The organism is Pantoea sp. C8B4 (genome assembly GCF_051336905.1).
Classification (GTDB): Bacteria; Pseudomonadota; Gammaproteobacteria; order Enterobacterales; family Enterobacteriaceae; genus Pantoea; species Pantoea rwandensis_B.
This window is the reverse complement of sequence record NZ_JBGMNK010000009.1, coordinates 18,772-44,284: the sequence shown is the minus strand read 5'-3', so window position 1 is coordinate 44,284 and position 25,513 is coordinate 18,772. Positions and strand designations below refer to the sequence as shown.

Here is a 25,513-nt window from a genome sequence, read left to right as displayed (position 1 = left end):
TGCAATTGCCCTTTTGAGCCTGAAAACACGCTGTGACACTCTGCTGTGGCTGTCAAACACAAGGAGAAACACAGCATGGTGAAATCAACTTTTCGCGCTCTATGTATCACGCTGGCGCTGGGTGGCGCACTCTATACCACCGGACTGTCCGCGGCCGAAAGCCCCAGCGAAACGCAGGCGACGCAAGTATCCTCGCCGCAAGAGGGACAGGTCAGCATCAATCAAGCCAGCGCTGAACAGCTCGCAGCCGCAATGAACGGCATCGGCCTGAAGAAAGCTCAGGCGATTGTCAGTTATCGCGAGCAGTATGGTCCGTTTACCGCCATTGATCAGCTTAAGGAGATTCCAGGCATCGGAAATGCTCTGGTGGAACGTAACAGTGGTCGGCTGAAACTGTGAGGCGGGTCGCGACTTTGAAGGATTGATAAAGCAGCCAATCAGGCTGTGCTATGCTCAACAGGTCATACCAGTTGTCATTCACAGTCTGAACAGGAGCAACAATGCAAACCACCATCAAAGTACGCGGCTATCATCTGGACGTTTATCAGCATGTGAACAACGCACGTTATCTCGAGTTTCTGGAAGAGGCGCGCTGGCAGTGGCTGGAGGATGTCGATGCTTTTCACTGGCTGATGGATCAGAAGCTGGCGTTTGTGGTGGTCAATATCAACATTAACTATCGTCGTCCGGCGGTGCTGGGCGACGTGTTACATATTGAGAGCGAAGTGTCACAGTTGAATGGCAAAAGCGGCATTATTTCGCAGCGCGTGCTGCTGGCGAGCGATAACACGGTGGTTGCGGACGCAGCGTTAACCTTCGTCTGCATCGATTTGCGCACGCAAAAAGCGGTGCCGATGGAAGGGGAGTTGCGTGATCGTCTGTCAGCGTTGATGGTGGAAAGCGATTAAGAGCAGAGCGAGCTGGCGTCAGAAACGCCAGCCTAAGCTGCTCAATGAGCTCTTGTGAGCGAAGCCGTTCGATGACCTCAATCCAGCGAAGCCGCTTGATAAGTTCCAACTAGCGAAGCCGTTCGATGACCTCAATCCAGCGAAGCAGCTTGATAAGTTCCGACTAGCGAATCCGTTCAATGATTTCAATCCATCGAAGCTGCCCAATAAGCGCAATCCAGCAAAGCAGCTTAATAGGTTCCTGCCAGCGAAGCCGCTCAATGCGTCCCAACCGCGATTCAACTCAATCAGTTAAGACCGCTTTTTTGCTTCATTGCTGCCATGACGGCTGCAGCATTGGCCTGGTAATCCGCCAACCCCCGCGCACGCAGATGGCAGGCGGCGCACTCACCGCAACCGTCGCCTTTGACACCGTTATAGCAAGTCAGGGTTTCCGCCCGCACCAGCGGCAGTTGCTGCCAGTAATCTGCCAGCGCCCAGGTTTCGGCTTTATTCAACCACATCAGTGGCGTTTCAAAGCGAACATTGCGCGCCATGCCGAGGCTAACGGCATTGTTGAGCGCTTTAACAAACTCATCGCGGCAATCAGGATAGCCAGAGAAGTCTGTTTCGCAGACACCGGTAATCACCGCCTCGGCTTCTACCTGATAAGCGTAAATGGAGGCTAAGGTCAGGAACAGAATATTGCGGCCTGGTACAAAAGTACTTGGCAAACCGCTGGCGTCAGGATCGTAAGTGGGCACTGGAATGTTATCGCGCGTCAGGCTGCTGACCGCCAATTCATTGAGCAGCGTCACATCCAGCACTTTGTGCGCACGGGCACCCAGTTTGTGCGCGAGTTCAGCCGCGACTTCAATCTCTTCGCGATGGCGTTGACCATAATCGAAGGTGACACAGTGCACTTCATCATATTGTTGCAGTGCCTGAATCAGACAGGTGGTGGAATCTTGTCCGCCACTGAATACGACAACGGCTCGTTTCATCTCAATTTCCCCAAAAATCAGTGCATCTATGGTACTGGCTCAGGCGCGGGCTGAACAGTCCCTGCGGTCGCGGGCGGTGGAATCCAGGCGCGGGTGAAATCGAACCAGCCCAGTGTATTGAGCTGGATGCCTTCAACGCCGGGCGGGGCAAATACCTGATAGCGATAGTTAAACAGCGGCAACAAATGTCCATCACGCATCAACTGCTGGAACAGCTGGTGCGTCAATGCCGCGCGTTGCTCTGGGCTGGGCTGATGGGCGATAGCGCTAAGGGGCGCGGTTAACTCCGGGGCGCGTAAGGGAGCCCATACCGGATCGTTCTCCAGCCAGTTCACCAGGGTAAACAGCGGCGCATCGCCAATGAGACGGTCACCCATCACCACATCGGCATCGCTCAGGTCGATATCGTCACGCCAGTTTTTCACATCATGAAAAACACAGGTTAATTCGCAGCCCTGTTGGGCCAGCAAAGGCACCAGCGCCTGCGCCATCACATGCAGTTCGATAGGGAGATGGTAGTGCAGTGTAAGTCTCTCAGGCAGCCTGGCGGTGGTCATCCCGGCAGAGGGAACGGGCCAACCGGGCAGCAACTCCTTGCTCGCGGTAATCAAGCCTTCATCCAACGGTAACTGCTGAATCACTCCACTGTGTTGTATTAATGCAATCAGTGTTGTGACCTGTGCGGCAGTAAAGTCGGCGGAGATGCGCGGTGCCAGATAACAGAAGCCGAGGCTGATACTGTGATCGACCGGGCGCAATGCGTCCAGCTCGTCAGGATCGCCAATGGCGATTTGTACCGGATGACGACAGCTGGTACCGAGACCATGTGCAAACAGCTGCGGTGTAATCCAGTATTCCACTACCTGAATCAGCGGTCGTTGCAGATGCCAGCGGGCATGACTTTCCAGGCGAACCAACTCATCAGTGAAATGGGTCAGCTTCCAGGGACCGCTGCCTATATCCATCGCATCAGGATGTGGCAGCAGGCAGTATTGGTGTGCCAGACGCTGCGGCAGCCAGTAGTCGCTCTGACGCAATTGAATACGCAGTGCCAGCGGATGTGGCGCCTCGATACGTTCGATAGAGGCCAGCAGGCGGCTGCCGCGCACGGTTTGCATAATCTGCTGTAACTGAGCAACCAGCTGCGCCGCATGAATTGGCTCATCGTTGTGCCAGCTGAGCTGCGGTCGTAACCAGAAATACCAGTCACAGCCGCTGCCATCATGTTGCCAGTGATGCGCAAGATCGCCTTCTACATCGTCGCCATTAAAGCGCGTCAGGCCAGAGAAAATCTGCCGCACCAGGTGCTGCTCAGCCCTTCCGGTAAGACGCAGCGGCCGCAGCGGCTCCATCGCGCGATAATAGGGAATACGCAGCACCGGCGCCTGGTTCTGCCATTGGCCGCCCATCAGCGGCCGCAGCATTTTCACCAGCCGCTCAGGATGAAGATCCAGTACCTGCAACGCCTGTATCGCTTCGCCCGCTTCCAGTTGCTGGGTTAATAGCTGTTGGCGGAGTTGTTCAGGGGAAATCAGAAACGTCAGTTCGCCTTGCTTTCCCCGGCCGGACTCGCCGCGCCAGTGCAGCCAGCCTGCATCCTGCCACTGGCGTAATAAGGTACGTACATGGCGCTCACTGCAAAAACAGTGCTGTGCCATGGCGGCAACGCTCAAACGCAGAGGCTCGCCCTGGCTGAGTTGCCACAGTCGCTGAAATTGATTAACCCGATGAAGTTGGCGCATGGCTAAACCCGGAACAGTTTCCTGAAAGTATTCACTATTAGTTCCGTAATTACCAGGCGATAGTAGATTCCTCACTCAGACAGGAGACATTGCATGGCTCGCCTCGCGGCATTTGATATGGATGGCACGTTGTTACTGCCGACGCACCGGTTAGGGAATGAAACCATCGACACCCTGCATGCCTTGCATCAGCGCGATATCACCATTGCCTTTGCCACGGGTCGCCATCTGATGGATGTGCAGGTGGTACGTGAACAGCTCACTCTGCCGGCCTGGTTGATCACCGGCAATGGCACACGCATTCACGATCTGGAAGGTCAGCAGCTATTTGGCTGTGATCTGTCCTCTTCTGTAGCCGAAGAGGTGATCCACACGCATTGGCAAACGCCGGCATCGATCCATATCTTCAACGATGAGGGCTGGTTCACCGACAAACCGTTGTTGGGTGCATTAGAAGCGCACGTGATGAGTGGCTTCCATTATCAGCTGCGCGATTTGCGTCAGATGTCAGCGCATGAGGTGACCAAAATTTGTTTTATTGCGCCGCATGAGATGCTGCAGGCGTTAAAAGTAGAGTTGCAGCAAGCCCTGGGCGAGCGCGCCAATATCTGTTTTTCAGCGTGGGATTGTCTGGAAGTTCTGCCGCTGGACTGCCACAAAGGCGCGGCGCTGGCGCATCTGTGCCAGCATCTGTCGCTATCAATGGCGGATTGTATGGCGTTTGGTGATGCGATGAATGACCGCGAAATGCTGGAGCGCGTTGGCAGCGGGTTCATCATGGGCAACGCCATGCATCAATTGAAATCGTCGCTGCCGCATTTACCGATTATTGGACATTGCGAGACACAGGCGGTGTCTCATTACTTAAATCACTGGATGACCACACCACACCTCGATTATTCCCCCGAATGCTGAGGCTTACAGTGAACCGGACAGGATGTCCGGTTTTTTATTGCAGCTCACGCTGCCACGGCTGGATATCTCCGATATTCTGCGCGACCCACTCAGGGTTGTAATAGGTATCCGGATAACGCTCACCGCTGTCGCACAACAGCGTCACCAGCGAACCTTGTTCGCCATTTTCCCGCATGCGTTTCGCCACCTGCAACATACCCCAGAAATTGGTGCCGGTTGAAGCGCCGGGGCGACGGCCCAGTATTTTCTCCAGATACAGCATCGCAGCCACCGTTGCGCCATCCGGCACTTTGATCATTTCGTCGATCACATCGGGTAAAAATGACGGCTCTACGCGCGGGCGTCCAATACCCTCAATCATGCTGCCACGATCGTTGCGCAGCGCACTGTCGCGGCTATGCCAAAAATCAAAGAACACGGAGTGTTCCGGATCCACCACCAACAGACGCGTATCGTGTCCCTGATAACGGATATAGCGACCCAGTGTGGCGGAGGTTCCGCCGGTGCCGGCACTCATAATTAAGGTGTGCGGCACGGGGAAAGGCTCATGCGCCATCTGACGGAAAATACTTTCAGCGATATTGTTGTTGCCGCGCCAGTCGGTGGCGCGCTCGGCATAGGTGAACTGATCCATAAAATGACCGTTGAGCTCACGCGCCAGACGCTCTGATTCGCTGTAAAGCTGACAAGGGTCAGCGACAAAATGGCAGTCGCCGCCATAAAAACGGATCATTTCGATCTTGCGTTTCGCGGTGCTGGCGGGCATCACCGCAATGAAAGGCAGACCCAGCAAACGTGCGAAATAGGCTTCTGACACTGCCGTGCTACCGGATGACGCTTCAATAATCGGCGTATTCTCGCGGATCCAGCCATTGGCTAAACCATACAGGAACAGCGACCGCGCCAGGCGATGCTTCAGGCTGCCACTCGGATGGGTGCTTTCATCTTTGAGATAGAAGCGAATGCCAGGAAAATCCTCCAGCGCAAAGCGAATAAGATGCGTATCCGCAGAGCGTTGAAAATCGGCGTTAATTTCATTGATGGCGTGGCGAACCCAGGGCGTTTGCATGTGACGAATCCGTAATCATTATTGGGCACAGTGTAAGGCACTGGCAGGAAAATAAGGTTGCTTTAATCCGGGTATAATGCCCGAATAAGAGAAAATTTTTCTCCCGGAGCGCCGAATGCTAGATAAAACTGACCGCACTTTGTTGGCGATACTGCAACAGGATTGCACGTTATCGCTGCAAGCCCTGGCGGATGCGGTGAATCTCACCACCACGCCGTGCTGGAAACGCCTGAAAAAGCTGGAAGATGATGGCATTATTCGTGCGCGCGTGGCGCTGCTGGATGGGGAGAAGATGGGTCTTTCTCTCACCGCTTTCATGTTTGTCAAAACACAACAGCACAGCAGCGACTGGTTTCAGCAATTTGTTGCCGTGGTGCAGCAGATGCCTGAAGTGATGGCATTCTATCGCATGGCCGGAGAGTACGATTATCTGCTGCGCATCCAGGTGGCCGATATGAAAAGTTACGACGCATTTTATAAACGTCTGGTGAATGGCGTGCCAGGCCTGATTGATGTGACCTCCAGTTTCGCCATGGAAGAGATTAAATACACCACCGCGTTGCCGGTAGCGCCCTGAACGGGCACAGAAAGAGAGTGTCTTGTGCGATTATTTAGCCAATTAAGTTGGTATTTCCTGCGCGAGTGGCGGCGATATCTGGGTGCCGTCAGCTTGCTGATTGTGATTGCGTTATTGCAACTGCTGCCGCCGCATGTGGTTGGCGTGATTGTTGATGGCGTAACGCAACACACCTTAAGCAGCGGCAAACTTTTTATGTGGATTGGCGTGATGCTGGTGACAGCGGTGATCGTCTATCTGCTGCGTTATGTCTGGCGTGTGCTGTTGTTTGGCGCGTCTTACCAGCTCGCAGTTGAATTACGGGAAGATTTCTATCGCCAGTTGAGTCGCCAGCATCCTGCGTTCTATTTACGCCATCGCACGGGCGATTTGATTGCGCGCGCCACCAATGACGTGGATCGCGTGGTATTTGCCGCCGGTGAGGGCGTCCTGACGCTGGTGGATTCGCTGGTCATGGGCTTAGTGGTGCTGGTGGTGATGAGCGTGCAAATCAGCTGGGAGCTGACGCTGCTGGCGCTGATCCCGATGCCGCTGATGGCGATTGCCATTCAGAAAGATGGTTCGCGTCTGCATCAGCGCTTTAAAGTGGCCCAGGCGGCCTTCTCCAGCCTGAACGATCAAACACAGGAGAGCCTTACCAGCATTCGGATGATCAAAGCTTTTGGTCTGGAAGATCACCAATCGCAACAGTTTGCTGACATTGCGCGCGACACCGGCAAGAAAAACCTGCATGTGGCGCGTGTTGATGCACGTTTTGATCCCATCATTTACATCGCCGTGGGTTTCTCTAACCTGCTGGCGATTGCGGGCGGTGGCTGGATGGTGTGGCACGGTAGTTTGACGTTGGGTCAGCTCACCAGCTTTGTGATGTATCTGGGGCTGATGATTTGGCCGATGCTGGCGCTGGCGTGGATGATCAACATCGTTGAACGTGGGAGCGCGGCATGGAGCCGCATTCGCGCGCTGTTGGCGGAAGCTCCGGCGGTGGAGGATGGGCAGAAAGTCCTGCCCGACGACGCTGGCGATTTACAGGTCGCCATTCGTGAATTCCATTATCCCGCTAACGCAGGCGCGGCGCTGAGCCATGTTAATTTTCAACTGAAACCGGGGCAGATGTTGGGGCTGTGCGGTCCAACCGGCTGTGGTAAAAGCACGCTGCTGAGTCTGATTCAACGCCATTTCGACATCGACCAGGGTGACATTCGCTACCATAACCTGCCGCTGACGCAGCTGCGACTCGATAGCTGGCGCAGTCGGCTGGCGGTGGTGAGCCAGACGCCGTTTTTATTCTCCGATACCGTGGCTAATAACCTGGCACTGGGGCGTCCGAATGCGTCTCAGGAAGAAATTGAGCGCGTGGCGCGCATGGCCTGTGTACACGATGACATTCTGCGTCTGCCGCAGGGCTATGACACCGAAGTGGGGGAGCGCGGTGTGATGCTTTCCGGCGGTCAAAAACAGCGTATTGCCATTGCCCGCGCGCTGTTGCTGAATGCGGAAATCCTGATCCTCGACGATGCACTATCCGCGGTGGACGGTCGCACAGAGCATGAAATCCTGCACAACCTGCGGCAGTGGGGCAAAGGCCGCACGTTGATCATCAGCGCGCATCGTTTATCGGCGTTGACTGAAGCCAGTGAAATTCTGGTGCTGCAACAAGGTGCGGTGAGTCAGCGCGGCGATCACGACAGCCTGCTAGCGAAAGAGGGATGGTATCGCGATATGTACCGCTATCAGCAACTCGAAGCGGCGCTGGATGAAGATGAAACCGCAGAGGAGGCGAATCATGGCTAAATCGCAACGTTTGTGGCCAACCCTGAAACGCCTGCTGTCATACGGCAAACCCTGGCGAAAATCGCTGTGGCTGGCGGTCGGCATGCTGTGGATTGCGGCGGCGGCAGAAGTCACCGGCCCGGTGCTGGTGAGCTACTTCATTGATAATCTGGTGGCAAAACACCAAATGCCCTGGGGCATCGCCATTGGGCTGCTGGTGTGCTTTATTTTGCTGCAACTGCTGGCTGCTGGTTTGCACTATTTCCAGGCGCTGCTGTTTAATCGCGCGGCGATTGGTGTGGTGCAGCAGTTACGCATGGACGTGATGAACGCGGCACTGCGTCAGCCGCTTAGCGCCTTTGATACCCAGCCGGTGGGGCAGATTATCTCGCGCGTTACCAACGATACAGAAGTGATCAAAGATCTCTACGTCACGGTGGTGGCTACCGTGCTGCGCAGTGCCGCACTGATTGGCGCAATGCTGGTGGCGATGTTCTCGCTCGACTGGCGCATGGCGCTGGTGGCGATTGTCATCTTCCCGCTGGTACTCACGGTGATGCTGATTTATCAGCGTTACAGCACGCCGATTGCGCGTCGTGTGCGTAGCTATCTGGCGGATATCAATAATGGTTTCAATGAAGTGATCAACGGCATGAGCGTGATCCAGCAGTTTCGCCAGCAGGCGCGCTTTGGTGAACGCATGGGCGAAGCCAGCCGCTCACACTATCTGGCGCGCATGGAAACCCTGCGACTGGACGGTTTTTTGTTGCGTCCGCTGCTGAGTCTGTTTTCGGCGATGATACTCTGTGGGCTGCTGATGCTGTTCAGCTTTGCCACGCCCGGAGTGTTTGAGGTCGGCGTGCTCTACGCCTTTATTACCTATCTGGGACGACTGAACGAACCCTTGATTGAGCTCACCACGCAACAATCGATGTTGCAGCAGGCGGTGGTTTCCGGCGAGCGTATCTTCGAACTGATGGATGCCACTCAACAGGGATACGGCACAGATAACCTGCCGTTGGCCTCAGGGCGTATTACCTTGCACGATGTCAGTTTTGCCTACCGCGATAATCGGGATGTACTGAGCCATATCAGCCTCGAGGTGCCGGCGCGCGGTTTTGTGGCGCTGGTGGGGCATACAGGCAGTGGCAAAAGTACGCTGGCGAATTTACTGATGGGATATTACCCGGTGACACGCGGCAGCATCGAGCTGGATGGTCGCCCCTTACCGCAGCTGACGCATGAAGCGTTACGCCAAAGCGTCGCTATGGTGCAGCAGGATCCGGTGGTGCTGGCTGATACCTTGTTAGCCAACGTGCGGCTGGGACGCGATATCCCGGAAGAGCAGGTGTGGCAGGCACTGGAAAAAGTGCAGCTTGCCTCGCTGGCACGATCGATGTCAGAGGGCATTCACACGCGGCTGGGTGAACAAGGCAACAATTTGTCGGTCGGGCAAAAACAGTTGCTGGCGCTGGCGCGAGTGCTGGTTTCGCTGCCACAAATTTTGATCCTTGATGAAGCGACTGCCAATATCGATTCCGGTACCGAACAGGCGATTCAGCATGCGCTGCGTGCACTACGCCAGCACAGCACGCTGGTGGTGATTGCGCACCGTCTTTCTACTATCACTGAAGCGGATCAGATTTTGGTATTGCACCGTGGTCAGGTTGCCGAGCGGGGCACGCATGTACAGTTGCTGGCTCAACAGGGGCGTTACTGGCAGATGTATCAGCTACAGCAGGCGGGTGATGAACTCGCGGCGAGCATACCCGCTCAAGCAGAAGGGTGAATTGCACCTTTTTTGCGCAGATTTATCGGATTGTTCTGTATTGATGCACTCCTTTGAGGCTAGAAGCACCAAAGGAGTGCAATATTGCAACACCTTTCTTTTGCCCCGTTCCCAAACTGAGCCACCCATCACATAACGAAGCGCGATATAGCGCGTCCAGGCCACTGACTGCTCCCCTTTTTTCATTTATGGCACAGCGTTTGCTTATATCTCCTCGTGTCCGCGAGACTCACTCAATTTATTATCTGGAGGGGAACGTATGAAGCTGGTTACCGTGGTAATCAAACCATTTAAGCTGGAGGACGTGCGTGAAGCTTTATCCTCCATTGGCATTCAGGGACTGACTGTTACCGAAGTGAAGGGGTTTGGTCGCCAGAAAGGTCACGCAGAGCTTTACCGCGGTGCCGAGTACAGCGTGAACTTCCTGCCAAAAGTTAAAATTGATATCGCGATTGCGGACGATCAACTCGATGAAGTGGTGGATGTCATCAGCAAAGCCGCTTACACCGGCAAAATTGGCGACGGCAAAATCTTCGTCGCAGAACTGCAGCGCGTTATTCGTATTCGTACCGGCGAGACCGACGAAGCAGCACTGTAACTGGGGCTCTGAATTGTGATGGGATGGAAAGAAATGAATAAAATGATGACTAAGTTGGGCCTCACCAGCCTGGCACTGTTACCGTCTCTGGCCATGGCGGCAGCACCTGCCGTTGCGGACAAAGCGGATAACGCCTTTATGATGATCTGTACCGCTCTGGTACTGTTTATGACGATTCCGGGCATCGCCCTGTTTTACGGCGGTTTGATTCGCGGTAAAAACGTCCTGTCGATGCTGACCCAGGTTGCCGTGACCTTCGCATTAGTCTGCGTGCTGTGGGTGATTTACGGTTATTCGCTGGCCTTCAGCGAGGGCAACGCCTTCTTCGGTAACTTCCAGTGGGCGATGCTGAAAAATATCGAGCTGAAAGCGGTTATGGGCAGCTTCTATCAGTATATCCACGTCGCGTTCCAGGCTTCCTTCGCCTGTATCACCGTGGGCCTGATTGTGGGCGCGATTGCTGAACGTATTCGTTTCTCAGCAGTACTGATTTTTGTGGTGGTCTGGCTGACGCTCTCTTATCTGCCAATCGCACACATGGTGTGGGCTGGCGGTCTGCTGGCGCAAGACGGCGCGCTGGACTTCGCGGGTGGTACCGTTGTTCACATCAACGCCGCAGTTGCGGGTCTGGTGGGTGCTTATCTGGTGGGCAAACGTGCTGGCTTCGGTAAAGAAGCGTTCAAACCGCACAACCTGCCAATGGTCTTCACTGGTACTGCGATTCTGTATGTGGGCTGGTTTGGCTTCAACGCCGGTTCTGCTTCTTCTGCAAATGAAATCGCAGCCCTGGCCTTCCTGAATACTGTTGTGGCGACTGCAGGTGCGGTGCTGTCATGGGTGTTCGGTGAGTGGGCGATGCGTGGCAAACCTTCTCTGCTGGGTGCGTGTTCTGGCTTTATCGCCGGTCTGGTTGCTATCACCCCGGCTTGTGGTTATGTCGGTGTCGGCGGCGCGCTGATTATCGGTCTGGCCGGTGGCCTGGCGGGTATCTGGGGTGTGACCACCCTGAAGAAATGGCTGCGCGTGGATGACCCATGTGATGTGTTCGGTGTACACGGCGTGTGCGGTATCCTGGGTTGTATTCTGACCGGTGTGTTCGCCTCCTCTTCACTGGGCGGCGTGGGCTACGCAGAAGGCGTGACCATGGGCCATCAGGTTTGGGTTCAGCTGTTCAGCTGCGGCGTGACCATCGTCTGGTCAGGTGTTGTCGCCTTCATCGGCTTCAAACTGGCGGATATGATCGTTGGCCTGCGTGTTCCAGAAGATCAGGAACGTGAAGGTCTGGATGTGAACAGCCACGGCGAGAACGCTTACAACCAGTAAGAAATGAGCGGTAGAAGAGCAGTGCGCTAAAACTATATAAAGACGAGGGGGCGATAATATCGCCCCTTTTTTTATGCGTCGCGCTGGCGCATGACGCCTTCCTGAACCGTGGTCGCGACCAGTGTTCCATCCTGCGTGTAGAACTCCCCACGCACAAACCCGCGTGCGCCTGAAGCTGAGGTGCTCACCACGCTGTACAACAACCACTCTGAGAGATCGAACGGGCGGTGGAACCACATGGAGTGGTCAATCGTCGCCACCTGCATGTCAGGCTCCAAAAAGCCTTTACCGTGCGGCTGTAGCGCCACAGGCAGGAAGTTGAGATCCGAGGCGTAACCCAGCAGGTATTGATGGATACGGCGATCGTCCGGCAGTTTACCGTTGGCGCGAATCCACACCTGGCGCATCGGCTCATCGACACGGCCTTTAAGTGGGTTATGGATTTGCACCGGACGGATATCCAGCGGGCGTTCGGCGAGAAACTTTTCTTTGAGTTTGAGCGGTAAATGGGCCGCCAGTTTTTGTGCCAGATCCTGCTCTGAGGGGAGATTGTCCGGCCCCGGTACTTGAGGCATGGTGTTCTGGTGCTCAAATCCGCTTTCGGGTGCCTGGAATGAGGCAGTCATGTAGAAAATGGGGTGACCATTTTGCACCGCGCTGACACGACGCGCGCTAAAACTTTTGCCATCGCGCAGGGTTTCGACATCGTAAATGATGGCTTTTTCGCTATCACCAGGGCGCAGGAAGTAGCTGTGAAAAGAGTGGATGATGCGCTCTTCCGGCACGGTTTGTTTTGCTGCGTATAACGCCTGACCGACGACCTGGCCGCCAAACACCTGGCGCAGGCCGAGATCTTCACTTTGGCCGCGAAACAGGCCTTCTTCGAGTTTTTCGAGATCGAGTAAATTAAGCAGGTTTTGCAGTGCCTGGCTCATAGCAGATTCCTCAGGGGGGCAATCGCGTCAGTGTGAAAGATCCGACCAGTTTCCGTCAATGATTTTGCCGTGATTTCAGCGAGCTGGCAGTGCTTTTGGGCGCAATCCGGTTTTTTGTGCCAGAATTAAGGGCATTCGGCGGTTGAAAAGCTACCCAACAAATTGTCCGCCGACAATCATAGTGTTCATAAGGAGACGACATCGATGAAACTCTGGCATGTTATTAGCGGTGTGACGCTGGCGGCAGCATTGGCTGGCTGTGCCGATCACAGTAAGCCGGTAGCCACCCCAACGCTGGGCTCCGCCGTTGCGGGGCAGCAGGCCGCGATTACGCAGCCTAATGTTAGCGGTTCGGTGTACATTCGTCAGCGCATTGCGTTGCCGACGGATGCAGTGTTAACCGTGACGCTGTCCGACGCTTCACTGGCCGATGCACCATCGAAAGTTCTGGCGCAGCATGTGGTGCGTACTGAAGGGAAACAGGCACCATTCCAGTTTGTGCTGCCGTTTAACCCGGCCGATATTCAGCCGAATGCGCGGATTCTGTTAAGCGCCGCTATCGCCATTGATGGCAAACTGGCGTTTATTACCGATACCGTGAAGCCGGTAATCAATCAGGGCGGTACGAAAGCGGAACTGTTGCTGGTGCCAGTGACAAATATGGCGATGCAGACCACGCCAGGCGCAGCGACAACGGTGCCGTCAACGTCGCCAACGCAGGTGGTGCCTTCCGCTTCGGTGCCTGCGCCGACGAGTATGTGATAATCACTCGGTGCTAGTCTGAGGAGCATGTAAAAAACCGGGGCGGGGGAGTGTGCGGGCAGGCAATACTGTTGCGTAAAGCCGCTGTCTCGTCCCTGATCGCTCGGCACACGCCATCCCTGGCGTGTGACGCTTTACTCCACAGTATTGCCTGCCCGCACCTCAGCATGGTGCGCTTAGTACTTCCAGCGATACTTCTCTAATTCAATCTCACCAGCATCACTCACTTCAATGCCTTCGGCTTCCAGCGCATCACGCTGGCGGAAGAGATCATCGCCTTGCAGAGAAATACGGCCATGGCGATTGATGACGCGAAACCATGGCAGTTTGCTGCCCTCGGGTAAGCGACGTAATACGCCGCCGACTTGTCTTGCGGCACGCGGTGAACCGGCAAGCAGGGCGATATCGCCGTAGGTGGTGACTTTGCCTCTGGGGATCGCGGCAATGATTTGCCAGACGCGCTCGGAAAAGTTGCTTGTGTCGTTCATGCACGCACCTGATTCAGCGAGTAAATGCCGACTTTAGCATGCCTGGAGGGCGAGAATCAGGGTTTTACTGGAGAGCTGTTCAAGAAAACAACGGTCACCCGGCCTGCGCTTGCAATTGCCAGGGGGTTACTTGATAATGCCTGCGCTCTCGAAAGAGAGCTCGTCAATGGGGGCCCTGTTGGTTCTCCCGCAACGCTAACTTGTGAACTCGGTCAGGTCCGGAAGGAAGCAGCCGCAGCAGGCGACGCGTGTGCCGGGATGTAGCTGGCAGGGCCTCCACCATTTCTACTCTCCGAAAAAATCCTCAAGAAATCAGTACACAGCGAAACGCTGGCACTCCTTTGCCTGTGAATCATTCCCTGAAGTGAAAAGAGGGCGTAACGAACAGCGGATAAAAATAGTTAGCGGACGAACTTCCAGACAGAAACCGGTACTTTATCGTAAAGCTTATTCATCGTCAGTTCTGCAAGGCGATGATCGGCAGCAGAATAAAATACCGCGAGCTCGTTGTCAGATAATTCGTACTTGTTCTTTTCAATCACCCGTTCAAGGGTGTCAATTGAGCGACAACGACGCAGTCGCATCAAATAGTCTGTTTTGGTTAAGGCTTGGTTGCTCATAAATAAACCGGTCTCACTCTGATGCTAAAAGGAATGGCTGGGTTGTTGGAGAAAAGCGCACTCTTCGGCAAACAGATTAAATAAGCGTCTTGCTGAACGTTGCCACCGTTGAAGATCCTGAGTATTGATTCCATAACTGCTAAACAGCATAAAGGTATCGTCAAGATATTCATCGATTTGCGTAATCAGCGCTTCATCTTCAACGTGCTTAATTTTGTAATTCATCGTGAAAGACGCGATATGCTCAATCAAATCGTTGAGCTGTAAATTGCTTTCCGCAGTAGGGTCATTCACCCAGCCGTGATGGCTGTCAGTCAGTGTCGCCATACTTTCGTCAAACAGGTTCTCACACAGGAATTTAAGCTGGGCAATATCATGCCGTTTTGGTGAGTATTCGTCCATCTTTTTCCCCTCCAGAGCTTGCACAGTGACCGCAGCGCGGCGAGATTTGGAAAAGCTATCAGGAAGCGATCACGAATATTAAGAATTCAGCGACTCCTTAAATATAATCCACATTCATTAGCTTTGCTCACCTCGATTACCAAATATTACAATTCGTCGGCTGGCGAGGGGCGGGTATTGTCTATCACTGAAAACACCAGTGCGCCCGGTACTATCTGGAACAAAACTTCTTCATGCTGGGTAGATGTTTCATTTAAATCCAGGCAAGGATTAAATAAATCCCACTTAAAATCGTAAAGCATTTTAAATCGATTGTTGTCGTGCGGTTGAATGGAAATAATCTTAAAACTGTCGGGAACTAATTGCGCGTTTTGAGAATACCACTGTAAATCACCTGCCAGGGCTTCGGCTATTTTGAGAATATTCCCCTGGATAATAGCCTGCAACTTCTCGCAATCGTCCTCATCCACAGCAATATCACAATGAATAATAGACTGCATTTCGCTTCCGGTAAAAAAGGAGGATGAATCTATCATTGGGCTTCTGGCCAAATATTGCAAGTTAACTCTGTGCAGAATACGTAATCGTTGCGATGGGATTTATCACTCAATCGATTCAGATCCAGTGATAGCCACAGAGGGAGCGCCGAATGGTTAACTTTTGAAACACTTTCTCCCGGGCGTCGCGTCAGGGAGATCGGGTAGTATAATGTTATGTTATAACGTATTTGGCCTCCCACCATGAATCACAGTGGTTTACTCCTTTCACTCAGCGGTCGCTTAATGGTCGCGCTGTTGCTTATCGCGTTCCTGGCGCTGGCTATCTATTGGGGAATGCAGAAATGATGCATTTCAATCGCTTGCAGGGCGGCTATCAGGGACAAGCGGTGACGCCGATAGTGACCGGAGAACTGGCGGCAGGCAGCATGACGGCATTAATCGGCGCGAACGGCACCGGAAAATCCACGCTACTGAAAACCATCGCCGGTCTGTTGCCACCTATTGCAGGGACTTGCGAATTAAAGATTTCGCCTAAGGCGCTTGGCTGGTTACCGCAGCGTAGTGAGTTAGAAACTCGTTTCCCGCTTACGGTTTATGAGCTGGTTGCTATGGGATGCTGGCCGCGCTGCGGCTGGTTTGGTGGCATCAATCGTGCGATGCGACAGGAGATCGATGCCGCACTGGATGCCGTGCAGATGCGTGATTTCGCCGATGCGCAGCCTTCTATGCTTTCCGGCGGCCAGTTGCAACGTGTGCTGTTTGCGCGCCTGATGCTGCAGCAAAGTAAAGTCTGGCTGCTGGATGAACCCTTTAATGGCATCGATACGCAAACCGTCACGCTGTTGATGTCAATCCTCGAGCAGCAGCAGCAGGCGGGCACCACCTTATTAGTGGTGTTGCACGATCGCCCACTGGTTGCGCGTTACTTCAAAGATGTGTTGTCGCTCGACGATGCTGACTCCGCTCAAACTCCACTGCTGCGCAGGGTGGCCTCGTGACATTGATTCAACCGTTTATCGAATTTGGTTTTATGCGCCGCGCGTTAGTGGCTTGTGTGGCATTAGCGCTGAGCGCCACGCCGCTGGGTGTTTTCCTTTCACTGCGTCGTATGAGTCTGGTGGGTGATGCGCTCTCCCACGCGGTGCTGCCTGGCGCGGCGATTGGCTATCTGGTTTCCGGCTTATCGCTGGTAGCGATGGGCATCGGCGGGTTGATTGCGGGATTAGCCGTTGCGCTGCTTTCTGGTGCCGTCAGTCGCTACACCCCCTTAAAAGAGGACGCCAGTTTCTCAGGCTTTTATCTCGGCTCGCTGGCGCTGGGCGTGACGCTGGTGTCATTGCGCGGATCGAGCGTCGATCTGCTGCACGTTCTGTTCGGTTCACTGCTGGCCGTCGATAACGCGGCCATCCTGCTAGTGGGCGGCATCGCGGCTTTCACTTTGCTGATGCTGGCAGTGATTTTCCGCCCGCTGGTGATCGATGCGTTCGATCCGGATTTCCTGCGTGCTCAAGGCAAGTGGAGCGCGCCGATCGTCCACGGCATCTTCCTGATGTTGGTCGTGCTGAATCTGGTGGCGGGTTTTCAGGTGCTCGGCACGTTGATGTCGGTGGGATTGATGATGTTACCGGCGACCAGCGCGCGTTTCTGGAGTCGCCATCTTGCCTGCATGCTCGGCATCGCCATGCTGCTGGCGATGATCGCCGCGCTGGTGGGGTTAATTCTTTCCTGGCACTTCTCACTGCCCGCTGGTCCGGCGGTGGTGCTGAGTGCTGCCGTACTGTTTTTACTTTCTGTTTTAACAGGACCGTGTGGCGGCCTGCTGCGCCGTCGATAACTATACAATTAGGGGATACGAATGAAGAAGTTACCGCTGAGCCTGGCGATTGGCGCCATGTTTATTAGCCCACTGACCATGGCAAAAACGGTGGATGTCGTGGCGAGTTTCACCGTGCTGGCCGATATCGTTAAGCAAGTCGGAGGCGATCACGTTAACGTGAAATCGCTGGTGCAGCCTAACGGCGATCCTCACACCTTCGAACCCACGCCACAGGATAGCCAGGCGTTGGCTAAAGCCAATGTGGTATTTGTGAGTGGTTTGGGGATGGAAGGGTGGATGGATCGCCTGATCAGCGCCTCCGGTTATAAAGGCACGATTGTGGTCGCCTCCAACGGCGTCAACACGCGTAAAATGGAAGAAGACGGCAAAACCGTGACGGACCCACACGCGTGGAACAGCATGCACAACGGCGTGATTTATGCCACCAACGTGATGAATGCGCTGATTAAAGCCGATCCAGAAGATGCGGCGGATATCCGCAAGAGCGGGGAAAGCTATATTCAGCAGCTGGAAAAACTGGATAGCTGGGCGAAAACGGAGTTTGCGGCAGTGCCGAAGAGCAAGCGTAAAGTGCTGACCAGCCATGATGCCTTTGGTTACTTTGGCCAGCGTTATGGTGTGAGTTTCCTGGCGCCAGTCGGTTTCTCCACTGAAGCCGAAGCCAGTGCCAGCGATGTGGCATCGATTATCAAGCAGTTGAAAGCCGAGCACATCAAGACTTACTTCATGGAGAACCAGACCGATCCGCGTCTGGTGAAACAGATTGCCAGCGAAACCGGCGCACAGCCAGGTGGTGAACTCTATCCAGAAGCGTTGTCCGAGGCGAACGGTCCTGCTGCGACTTATGTTGCTGCCTTCAAGCACAACGTCGATATTATGTTGCAGAGCATGAAGTAAAAAAAAGGCCGGGGAGCATCCCGGCCAATTATCACGACACTTTCCTACCTTTTCTTTTTTCTTCCCTGAACCGCCTTAAAGCGCGGATTCGTTTTGCAGATCACGTAAATGCGACCTTTACGACGCACGACTTTGCAATCCTTGTGACGGGTCTTGGCAGACCGTAATGAACTTAAAACCTGCATGCGTGAACTCCTGATTAATTGCCGCGCGGCAGGAAGCTGCCGAAACGCTTGTTGAAGCGTGCGGCGCTGCCTTCTTTGGTGAGATCTTTTTGCTTGCCGGTGTAGTGGACGTGGGATTTAGACGAGACATCCAGCGTCACGTAAGGCAGCACTTCACCTTCAAACTCAATGGTGCGTTCGGTTTTAATGGTGGAACCGATTTTGAAATACTCATCGACAGAAGTGTCATGGAACACCACAGGACGGTATTGAGGATGGATATTGGCTTTCATAACTGCACTCTCATGTAATGTTATAATATAACAATAGTATGAACCTGCAGCGAATTGATTGCAACCGCGATCGCAGTAAGGGTATTGAACGGTCGGGTGAAGGGCGGCGTTCAGGCAATAAAAAAGGCCGCTTGCGCGGCCTTTTCAACAGGTGACAACTTAGTGTTTGTGCTCGACCGGATGGCCTTGCTCAATCTCCGCTTTGTTTTTACCAAAGCGGCGACGTACCACCACAAAGAACACAGGCACGAAGAAGATCGCCAACGCGGTTGCAGTGACCATGCCGCCCATTACGCCGGTACCTACGGCGTTCTGTGCGCCGGAACCGGCACCGGTACTGATGGCCAGCGGCAGAACACCGAGGATAAAGGCCAGTGAGGTCATCAGAATTGGACGCAGACGCATACGTGCCGCTTCCAGTGTTGATTCCACCAAACCTTTCCCTTCCTTCTCCATCAAATCCTTGGCGAATTCAACGATCAGGATGGCGTTCTTCGCCGACAAGCCTATGGTTGTCAGCAGCCCCACCACGAAGTAGACGTCATTACTGAGCCCGCGCAGGGTGGTAAAGATCAATGCACCCACCACACCCAACGGAACGACCAGCATAACGGAGAACGGAATCGACCAGCTCTCATACAACGCGGCCAGACACAGGAACACCACAATCAGCGAGATGGCGTACAGGGCAGGGGCCTGGTTACCGGACAGACGTTCCTGATAGGACATACCCGTCCAGTCATAGCCGATACCCGCAGGCAGTTTGCCCGCCAGCTCTTCCATCAGGTTCATGGCATCACCGGAGCTCTTACCTGGAGCAGCCTGACCCAGAATTTCCATTGAAGGTAAGCCGTTGTAACGTTCCAGACGCGGTGAACCATACTGCCATTTCGCCGAAGAGAAGGCCGAGAACGGAACCATGGTGCCTGAGCTGTTACGCACGAACCATTTGCTGATGTCATCTGGCAACATACGTGAGTCAGCCTGGCCCATCACGTATACCTTCTTCACACGACCACGGTCGATGAAGTCATTGACGTAAGAGCCACCCCAGCCAGCGCCCAGCGTGGTGTTGATGTCAGACAGCGACACACCCAGTGCCTGCGCTTTCTCCTGATCGATGATCAGTTTGTACTGCGGTGTATCTTCCATACCGTTTGGACGCACGCCCACCAGCGTATCCGGATGCTGGGCAATCATGCCAAACAGCTGGTTACGCGCGGCGGTCAACTTCTCGTGCCCCAGGTTACCCTGGTCAGTCAGCATGAAGTCGAAGCCGGTGGCGTTACCCAGTTCAATAATCGCTGGCAGGTTGAACGGGAAGACCATTGCATCTTTGATCTGACCCAACGCCTGCATGGCGCGTCCGGCAATCGCGGGCACTTTCAGGCTGGCATCGCCACGCTCATCCCACGGTTTCAGGCTGACGAAGGCAATACCGGTGTTCTGACCACGTCCCGCAAAGCCAAAGCCGTTAACAGTAAATACGGAGTTAACGCTGTCTTTTTCTTTGTTCAGGAAGTAATCCGTCACCTGATCCAGTACTTTCTGCGTACGTTCCTGGGTTGCACCGGCTGGCAACTGCGCCTGCGCCAGTAACAGACCCTGATCCTCTTCCGGCAGGAAGGAGGTGGGCAGTTTCAGGAACAGATACGCCATACCGACCACGATCACCAGGTAGATCACCAGATAACGACCGGTGCTACGCACGATGTGACCAACGCTATCGACGTAGTGGTTGGTGCTCTTGTCGAACAGACGGTTGAACCAGCCAAAGAAGCCGGTGGTTTTACCGTGCTCGCCTTTCTTGATCGGTTTCAGCATGGTGGCACAGAGTGCTGGGGTCAGAATCAACGCAACCAACACTGACAGCGCCATCGCGGAAACGATGGTGATCGAGAACTGACGATAGATAACCCCGGTAGAGCCGCCGAAGAAGGCCATCGGAATAAATACCGCAGACAGCACCAGAGCAATACCGACCAGCGCGCCCTGAATCTGCTCCATCGAACGTTTCGTCGCTTCTTTTGGCGGTAAACCTTCTTCCGCCATAACACGCTCAACGTTCTCCACCACCACGATGGCGTCATCCACTAGCAGGCCGATGGCGAGCACCATACCGAACATCGTTAACGTGTTTATCGAGTAACCGAATGCACTGATGATGGCAAAGGTACCCAACAGCACGACCGGAACAGCGATGGTTGGAATCAAGGTCGCGCGGAAGTTCTGCAGGAACAGATACATCACCAGGAACACCAGCACGATCGCTTCAAACAGCGTTTTCACCACTTCGAAGATCGATATCTTAACGAACGGCGTGGTGTCGTACGGGTAAACGGTTTTCATGCCTGATGGGAAGAACGGCTGCAGTTTGGCCAGCTCATCTTTCACCGCTTTGGCGGTATCCAGCGCATTCGCACCGGTTGCCAGTTTCACACCGATACCCGAAGCCGGTTTGCCGTTGTAGCGGGCGATGATCTCGTAGTTTTCACCACCGAGTTCAATCTTCGCCACGTCACGCAAGCGCACCTGTGAGCCGTCCTGGTTCACTTTCAGCATGATATTGCCGAACTCTTCGGTATTGGTCAGACGGGTCTGCGCAATGATCGAGGCGTTCAACTGCTGGCCAGGTACGGGCGGTGTGCCACCCAACTGACCGGCGGCGACCTGGGTGTTCTGGGTGCCCAACGCACTGATCACATCCACCGGCGTCAGCTGGTAGTTGTTCAGTTTGTGTGGGTCCAGCCAGATGCGCATTGCGTACTGCGCACCAAACACCTGAGTATCACCGACGCCAGGCGTACGGCTGATCGGGTCTTTGATGTTGGAAGCAACATAGTCAGAGATGTCATTCTGCGTCATGCTGCCGTCATCACTGACAAAGCCCGCTACCATCAGGAAGCTGCTGGAGGATTTTTTAACCTGAATACCTTGTTGCTGAACTTCCTGCGGCAGCAGTGGCATCGCCAGCTGCAACTTGTTCTGTACCTGTACCTGCGCGATATCAGCGTTAGTACCGGACTGGAAGGTCAGCGTCAGGGTCAGGGTACCGGACGAGTCACTGCTCGAGGCCATGTACATCAGGCCATCGATGCCGTTCATGTTTTGTTCGATAACCTGGGTTACCGAATCCTGCAGCGTTTTCGCATCAGCACCCGGGTAAGTTGCCTGGATTTCAACGGCCGGCGGCGCAACATTGGGATATTGCTCAATCGGCAAACTGATAATCGCAAGGGTACCCGCCAGCATAATGATGATGGCAAGCACCCAGGCAAAAATGGGGCGATCGATAAAGAACTTAGCCATGTATCAGTGGCTCCTGTTTAGGACGATGCTTTAGCAGACTGTGATTCAGGTGCTGCTTTGGCATCATCTTTGACTTCTTGTGGTGTCACCTGCGCACCTGGCTTGGCACGCTGAAGACCGACGGTGATCACGCGATCGCCCTCTTTCAGGCCATCCGTTACCAGCCATTTGTCGCCAAATGCCTGATTAGCGGTGATGTTACGGACTTCCACTTTATTATCTGCGCCAACCACCATCGCGGTTGCCTGACCGGTTGGGGTACGGGTTACGCCCTGTTGCGGTACCAGCAATGCGGTTGGATTGGTCCCCTCATCCAGACGCGCACGCACAAACATGCCTGGCAGCAGGCGGTGGTCCGGGTTCGGGAAGATGGCGCGCAGCGTGATCGAGCCGGTGGTTTCATCCACGGTCACATCAGAGAATTCCAATGTGCCTGTCTGCGTGTATGCGTTACCGTTTTGCATCAACAGCGTGACGTTGGCTTTGCCGTCATTCTGTTTCAGCTGACCGGATTCCAGTTCTGCGCGCAAACGCAGGAAATCATCACTGGACTGGGTGACATCGACATACATCGGGTCGAGCTGTTGTACGGTCGCCAGTGCAGTGGTTTGACCGCTGGAGACCAGAGCGCCTTCAGTGACTGACGATTTACCAATGCGACCGCTGATCGGCGAAGTGACTTTGGTATAAGCCAGATTGATGCGTGCGGTTTCCACGTTGGCTTGCGCCGCCTGAACCGCAGCAGCCGTCTGCGCAGCGGTAGCCGCAGCGGTGTCATAGTCCTGCTGACTGATGTACTTGGTACCCAGCAGCGGCTTATAACGCTTGATGGTTAACTGCGCGACGTGTGCATTGGCTTGCGCCTGTGCTAAATCGCCTTTGGCGCTATCATAAGCCGCCTGGTAAGTGGCCGGATCGATCTGATACAGGGAAACGCCTGCTTTGATATCCGTACCTTCCTCAAAATTACGCTTCAGAATAATACCTGACACCTGAGGGCGCACTTCAGCCACGCGAAATGCCGAAGTACGTCCTGGCAATTCGGTGGTAATTTTCAAAGGCTCGTTTTTTAACGTCACAACACCCACTTCTGGGGGCTGCTGCTGGGCGGCTTGCTGGGATTTATTATCATCACATCCTGTTAACACAAAGCTGCCTGAAAGCATCAGGACGGCCGCCAGAGGCGCTAATCCTCTGTTTTTATTCATAAATAAACCTCTAGTGTCCGATATCAAATGATCAATGGATCACAAACCGATAAACCCATTGCTGCGTTAAAACACGGGTCGTGCTATGGTACATACATTCACAAATGTATGTAAACTTGCCAGTTTGTAAAAAAAGTCCTCTATGGCACGAAAAACCAAAGCGCAAGCACTTGAAACGCGGAACCAAATTCTGGATGCCGCTTTAGCACACTTCTCTGAACACGGTGTGGCTGCCACATCCCTGGCAGATATCGCAACAGCGGCCGGCGTAACGCGCGGTGCTATCTACTGGCATTTCAAAAATAAAGCCGATGTTCTGCATGAAATCTGGCTTCGGTGTGACGCTGGGCTTGACGATGTGGAACTTGAGTATCAGACAAAATACCCGGGTGATCCACTTTCTGTTATTCGTTCAATGTTGATCTATATCCTTGACGCCACTGCAAAGGATCCTCAAAGACGCGCACTAATGGAGATTATCTTCCATAAATGTGAATTCGTTGGCGAAATGTCGACATTACAGGATATGCGTCAAAGTTTACTGCTTGAGTGTTACGACCGAATTGAATTGGTGCTACGTGAGTGTATCGAAGTCGGGCAGTTACCTGCGAGATTGAACACGTTGCAGTCGGCGCGTCTGATGTGCGGTTATATCAACGGCATGATGGAAAACTGGTTGTTTAATCCGCAGGCGTTTGATCTGGCAGCGGAGGCGCCGCAACTGGTCGATGCATTTTTGGATATGCTGCGGCTGAGTCCGACCTTGTCTGGGGCGCGCTAATCGGTGCCTTCTGCTGCCTGTTTCTGCTGATAATCGCGTTGGACAATCGCCAGCGCGGCTAACACGGTTGCGGTCGGCACCTGGTTCTCTTCCAGCAGTTGAATCAAATCCACCGCCAGTTTGATCTCATCGGATGCAGTGTCCAGTGACATGCTCTCTCCTTGTTAAATACGTAATTTTGCTGCCACCAGCAGCATCAAAATTGAGCCCAGCAGTGCCACTCCAAAGCCAGCGGGATGCAACGTCGCTAAATCACCCGTCGTAAAATAGGTGGCGATGTAACCCCCAATTAACGCACCAATCACCGCCAGCACCAGCGTCGGAACAAACCCACCCGGCCGACCGGGAAAAACCATGCGCTTGATGCAGCCAGCCACCACGCCAATCGCTATCCACATAATTAGAGTCATGATTTTCCTCCATCATTCGTAGGGGGGAGTATATACCCTAAATAATTTCAGGTGCAGGCAAGTGGGAAGGGAATGAACCCGCAGGCGCTTACTCAGGTAAGAGATGGGGGAATGAGCGCAGCTAACGCACCGGCCATGTGAAGTATGAGGGAAGTGGGCGGTGATTACCGTGCCGGGCCTGACATTTCCAGTTTGTGCATCGCATGGCGACAGCGTGCCAGCCGCTCATGCAGCACTTCGATATCACGGATCAACTGCTGCTGCACGCTGAGGGTTTCGGCGCGTGCCAGATGTTGCTCACGTTGTTCGATCATCGCCAGCAAGCGCGTTTCATAGCCCTGATACTCTTCGCGCTTCGACTGGCGCGGATCAACGCGAGGACGCTCACGCTGGGTGCGCAGTTGCTGGCTCTGACATTCGCGTTGCAGGGCGGCAATCTGATCCAGCACTTTCTCCGCCAGCCACTGACGGCGCATGACGTCGGTGTCAGCGGCGCTGAGCTGGGTTAAATTCTGTTCCAGCTCAGCGAGATAATCAGCGAGCCGCGTGCCTTTGCAACGGAACAGTTGGGCGTCAAAGCGGGGCTGTCGGCAGGCACCATCGCGTTGCTGCGAGATTTGCTGTCGTAATTGATCGACAATGGCGAGCAGGCGTTGATGTGCGGGCGGTTGGGGCATCACTCTGATTCCGACTGTGTTAACGTAGCGCAGTTCCGATTTTATCAGGCATCAGGCATGCAACGAATTTTTCTTCTGTGTCTTGGCTGGCTGGCGATTGTGCTGGGCACGCTGGGCATTGTATTACCTTTATTACCGACCACGCCATTTGTGTTGCTGGCCGCCTGGTGTTTTGCCCGTTCGTCACCGCGTTTTCACCACTGGCTGCTATGGCGCTCGCCGTTTGGCCGCTACATTCGCCACTGGCAGCAACATCGCGCCATGCCGCCCGGTGCCAAAGGCCGTGCCATGTTGCTGATTGTCATCACCTTTGCCGTCTCTCTCTATCTGGTTAACATGCTATGGGTGCGCATGATGCTGGGCATCATGTTGTGCGCGCTGCTGCTATTTATGTGGCGCATTCCGGTGGTGGCAGAAAAGGATGACAGCGGCGATTAAGCGCGGCAGGGTTGCATTTAGCCGGGTATTTGCATAGATTTGGGCATCTTCGTGCGTGGCTTCCCTTTTAAACGTCTTCGCTTAACCCGGTTTCCGGGTATTGGCGCTGTCGGAT

29 protein-coding genes and 1 other RNA gene are annotated in these 25,513 nt (G+C 54.2%); 15 read left to right on the top strand and 15 right to left on the bottom strand.

Annotation, left to right across the window (positions count from 1 at the left end; translation table 11 throughout):
* Window positions 1-75 precede the first annotated feature (75 nt).
* Window positions 76-399, top strand: coding sequence for a ComEA family DNA-binding protein (locus ACCW76_RS12810; protein ID WP_038648552.1), 324 nt, complete (start codon window positions 76-78; stop codon window positions 397-399).
* Between the two features lie 101 nt (window positions 400-500).
* Window positions 501-908: an acyl-CoA thioesterase gene (locus ACCW76_RS12805; protein WP_038648551.1), complete on the top strand. Its 408-nt coding sequence runs from the start codon at window positions 501-503 to the stop codon at window positions 906-908.
* A gap of 287 nt (window positions 909-1,195) precedes the next feature.
* On the opposite strand, the gene queC is transcribed toward ACCW76_RS12805, so the two are convergent.
* Entirely contained in the window at window positions 1,196-1,891 is a 696-nt protein-coding gene (queC, locus tag ACCW76_RS12800) for a 7-cyano-7-deazaguanine synthase QueC (protein ID WP_436338707.1), read from the bottom strand.
* A gap of 26 nt (window positions 1,892-1,917) precedes the next feature.
* Entirely contained in the window at window positions 1,918-3,633 is a 1,716-nt protein-coding gene (locus ACCW76_RS12795; RefSeq protein ID WP_436338706.1) for an SgrR family transcriptional regulator, read from the bottom strand.
* A gap of 93 nt (window positions 3,634-3,726) precedes the next feature.
* On the opposite strand from ACCW76_RS12795, the gene cof reads away from it, so the two are divergent.
* Window positions 3,727-4,548, top strand: a complete 822-nt coding sequence (cof, locus tag ACCW76_RS12790; protein WP_058962236.1) for an HMP-PP phosphatase — start codon at window positions 3,727-3,729, stop codon at window positions 4,546-4,548.
* Between the two features lie 34 nt (window positions 4,549-4,582).
* Here cof and ACCW76_RS12785 read toward each other — a convergent pair whose 3' ends face one another.
* Window positions 4,583-5,617, bottom strand: coding sequence for a PLP-dependent cysteine synthase family protein (locus ACCW76_RS12785; protein WP_436338705.1), 1,035 nt, complete (start codon window positions 5,615-5,617; stop codon window positions 4,583-4,585).
* 115 nt (window positions 5,618-5,732) lie between these two features.
* On the opposite strand from ACCW76_RS12785, the gene ACCW76_RS12780 reads away from it, so the two are divergent.
* From ACCW76_RS12780 to amtB, 5 genes are all read left to right on the top strand, one after another.
* Window positions 5,733-6,194, top strand: coding sequence for an Lrp/AsnC family transcriptional regulator (locus ACCW76_RS12780; protein WP_034828126.1), 462 nt, complete (start codon window positions 5,733-5,735; stop codon window positions 6,192-6,194).
* Window positions 6,195-6,218: 24 nt separating this feature from the next.
* Window positions 6,219-7,988, top strand: a complete 1,770-nt coding sequence (locus tag ACCW76_RS12775; RefSeq protein ID WP_200679623.1) for a SmdA family multidrug ABC transporter permease/ATP-binding protein — start codon at window positions 6,219-6,221, stop codon at window positions 7,986-7,988.
* Window positions 7,981-9,756 carry a SmdB family multidrug efflux ABC transporter permease/ATP-binding protein gene (locus tag ACCW76_RS12770; RefSeq protein WP_436338704.1) on the top strand — a complete coding sequence of 592 codons (1,776 nt, stop codon included), beginning with the start codon at window positions 7,981-7,983 and terminating at the stop codon, window positions 9,754-9,756. The genes ACCW76_RS12775 and ACCW76_RS12770 overlap by 8 nt, the downstream gene beginning before the upstream one ends.
* Window positions 9,757-10,015: 259 nt before the next feature.
* The gene (gene glnK / locus ACCW76_RS12765; RefSeq protein WP_007886947.1) at window positions 10,016-10,354 is read left to right on the top strand and encodes a P-II family nitrogen regulator; all 339 of its coding nucleotides are present in this window, start codon (window positions 10,016-10,018) and stop codon (window positions 10,352-10,354) included.
* 33 nt (window positions 10,355-10,387) lie between these two features.
* Window positions 10,388-11,677: an ammonium transporter AmtB gene (gene amtB, locus ACCW76_RS12760; protein WP_038648536.1), complete on the top strand. Its 1,290-nt coding sequence runs from the start codon at window positions 10,388-10,390 to the stop codon at window positions 11,675-11,677.
* Between the two features lie 71 nt (window positions 11,678-11,748).
* Here the strand turns inward: amtB and tesB are convergent, their stop codons facing one another.
* Entirely contained in the window at window positions 11,749-12,612 is an 864-nt protein-coding gene (tesB, locus tag ACCW76_RS12755; RefSeq protein ID WP_034828133.1) for an acyl-CoA thioesterase II, read from the bottom strand.
* Window positions 12,613-12,816: 204 nt separating this feature from the next.
* Here tesB and ACCW76_RS12750 point away from each other — a divergent pair, with 204 nt between their 5' ends.
* Complete coding sequence (locus tag ACCW76_RS12750; protein ID WP_436338703.1) at window positions 12,817-13,374, top strand: YbaY family lipoprotein; 558 nt, start codon at window positions 12,817-12,819, stop codon at window positions 13,372-13,374.
* Window positions 13,375-13,550: 176 nt separating this feature from the next.
* Here ACCW76_RS12750 and ACCW76_RS12745 read toward each other — a convergent pair whose 3' ends face one another.
* Window positions 13,551-13,862, bottom strand: a complete 312-nt coding sequence (locus ACCW76_RS12745) for an MGMT family protein (protein ID WP_038648530.1) — start codon at window positions 13,860-13,862, stop codon at window positions 13,551-13,553.
* 176 nt (window positions 13,863-14,038) lie between these two features.
* Here ACCW76_RS12745 and ffs point away from each other — a divergent pair.
* Window positions 14,039-14,135: signal recognition particle sRNA small type (ffs, locus tag ACCW76_RS12740), an RNA gene on the top strand.
* 128 nt (window positions 14,136-14,263) lie between these two features.
* Here the strand turns inward: ffs and ACCW76_RS12735 are convergent.
* From ACCW76_RS12735 to ACCW76_RS12725, 3 genes are all read right to left on the bottom strand, one after another.
* Window positions 14,264-14,482, bottom strand: coding sequence for an HHA domain-containing protein (locus tag ACCW76_RS12735; RefSeq protein ID WP_034828137.1), 219 nt, complete (start codon window positions 14,480-14,482; stop codon window positions 14,264-14,266).
* A 24-nt stretch (window positions 14,483-14,506) separates the two neighbouring features.
* Window positions 14,507-14,884 carry an Hha toxicity modulator TomB gene (gene tomB / locus ACCW76_RS12730; RefSeq protein WP_034828139.1) on the bottom strand — a complete coding sequence of 126 codons (378 nt, stop codon included), beginning with the start codon at window positions 14,882-14,884 and terminating at the stop codon, window positions 14,507-14,509.
* A 146-nt stretch (window positions 14,885-15,030) separates the two neighbouring features.
* Window positions 15,031-15,384, bottom strand: coding sequence for a hypothetical protein (locus ACCW76_RS12725; protein ID WP_034828141.1), 354 nt, complete (start codon window positions 15,382-15,384; stop codon window positions 15,031-15,033).
* A gap of 341 nt (window positions 15,385-15,725) precedes the next feature.
* Here ACCW76_RS12725 and ACCW76_RS12720 point away from each other — a divergent pair, with 341 nt between their 5' ends.
* From ACCW76_RS12720 to ACCW76_RS12710, 3 genes are read left to right on the top strand one after another with little or no spacing between them, the layout of a single operon-like run.
* Window positions 15,726-16,382, top strand: coding sequence for a metal ABC transporter ATP-binding protein (locus ACCW76_RS12720; RefSeq protein WP_034828143.1), 657 nt, complete (start codon window positions 15,726-15,728; stop codon window positions 16,380-16,382).
* Window positions 16,379-17,218 carry a metal ABC transporter permease gene (locus tag ACCW76_RS12715; protein ID WP_045816335.1) on the top strand — a complete coding sequence of 280 codons (840 nt, stop codon included), beginning with the start codon at window positions 16,379-16,381 and terminating at the stop codon, window positions 17,216-17,218. The genes ACCW76_RS12720 and ACCW76_RS12715 overlap by 4 nt, the downstream gene beginning before the upstream one ends.
* Window positions 17,219-17,239: 21 nt before the next feature.
* Window positions 17,240-18,118 (top strand): metal ABC transporter substrate-binding protein, encoded by an 879-nt coding sequence (locus tag ACCW76_RS12710; RefSeq protein WP_045816336.1) that lies wholly within the window; start codon window positions 17,240-17,242, stop codon window positions 18,116-18,118.
* Window positions 18,119-18,162: 44 nt separating this feature from the next.
* Here the strand turns inward: ACCW76_RS12710 and ykgO are convergent, their stop codons facing one another.
* The 4 genes from ykgO to ACCW76_RS12690 form a co-directional block, all read right to left on the bottom strand.
* Window positions 18,163-18,303: a type B 50S ribosomal protein L36 gene (gene ykgO / locus ACCW76_RS12705; RefSeq protein WP_008103894.1), complete on the bottom strand. Its 141-nt coding sequence runs from the start codon at window positions 18,301-18,303 to the stop codon at window positions 18,163-18,165.
* Between the two features lie 14 nt (window positions 18,304-18,317).
* Window positions 18,318-18,575: a type B 50S ribosomal protein L31 gene (locus tag ACCW76_RS12700; RefSeq protein ID WP_436338702.1), complete on the bottom strand. Its 258-nt coding sequence runs from the start codon at window positions 18,573-18,575 to the stop codon at window positions 18,318-18,320.
* Window positions 18,576-18,734: 159 nt separating this feature from the next.
* On the bottom strand, window positions 18,735-21,884 hold the full coding sequence (locus ACCW76_RS12695; protein ID WP_038648518.1) for a multidrug efflux RND transporter permease subunit AcrB: 3,150 nt from the start codon (window positions 21,882-21,884) through the stop codon (window positions 18,735-18,737).
* Between the two features lie 17 nt (window positions 21,885-21,901).
* Window positions 21,902-23,092: an efflux RND transporter periplasmic adaptor subunit gene (locus tag ACCW76_RS12690; protein ID WP_436338701.1), complete on the bottom strand. Its 1,191-nt coding sequence runs from the start codon at window positions 23,090-23,092 to the stop codon at window positions 21,902-21,904.
* A gap of 142 nt (window positions 23,093-23,234) precedes the next feature.
* Between ACCW76_RS12690 and acrR the strand changes: the two genes are divergently transcribed.
* Entirely contained in the window at window positions 23,235-23,873 is a 639-nt protein-coding gene (gene acrR, locus ACCW76_RS12685) for a multidrug efflux transporter transcriptional repressor AcrR (RefSeq protein ID WP_045816338.1), read from the top strand.
* Here acrR and rsmS read toward each other — a convergent pair.
* From rsmS to priC, 3 genes are all read right to left on the bottom strand, one after another.
* Window positions 23,870-24,025 (bottom strand): pleiotropic regulatory protein RsmS, encoded by a 156-nt coding sequence (gene rsmS, locus ACCW76_RS12680; RefSeq protein WP_436338700.1) that lies wholly within the window; start codon window positions 24,023-24,025, stop codon window positions 23,870-23,872. The genes acrR and rsmS overlap by 4 nt on opposite strands.
* Before the next feature lie 12 nt (window positions 24,026-24,037).
* Window positions 24,038-24,283, bottom strand: a complete 246-nt coding sequence (locus ACCW76_RS12675) for a GlsB/YeaQ/YmgE family stress response membrane protein (RefSeq protein ID WP_034828157.1) — start codon at window positions 24,281-24,283, stop codon at window positions 24,038-24,040.
* Between the two features lie 164 nt (window positions 24,284-24,447).
* On the bottom strand, window positions 24,448-24,960 hold the full coding sequence (priC, locus tag ACCW76_RS12670) for a primosomal replication protein PriC (protein ID WP_436338699.1): 513 nt from the start codon (window positions 24,958-24,960) through the stop codon (window positions 24,448-24,450).
* A gap of 57 nt (window positions 24,961-25,017) precedes the next feature.
* Here priC and ACCW76_RS12665 point away from each other — a divergent pair, with 57 nt between their 5' ends.
* A complete protein-coding gene (locus ACCW76_RS12665; RefSeq protein WP_436338698.1) occupies window positions 25,018-25,398 on the top strand; it encodes a DUF454 family protein in 381 nt (126 codons plus the stop codon).
* Window positions 25,399-25,513: the final 115 nt, after the last annotated feature.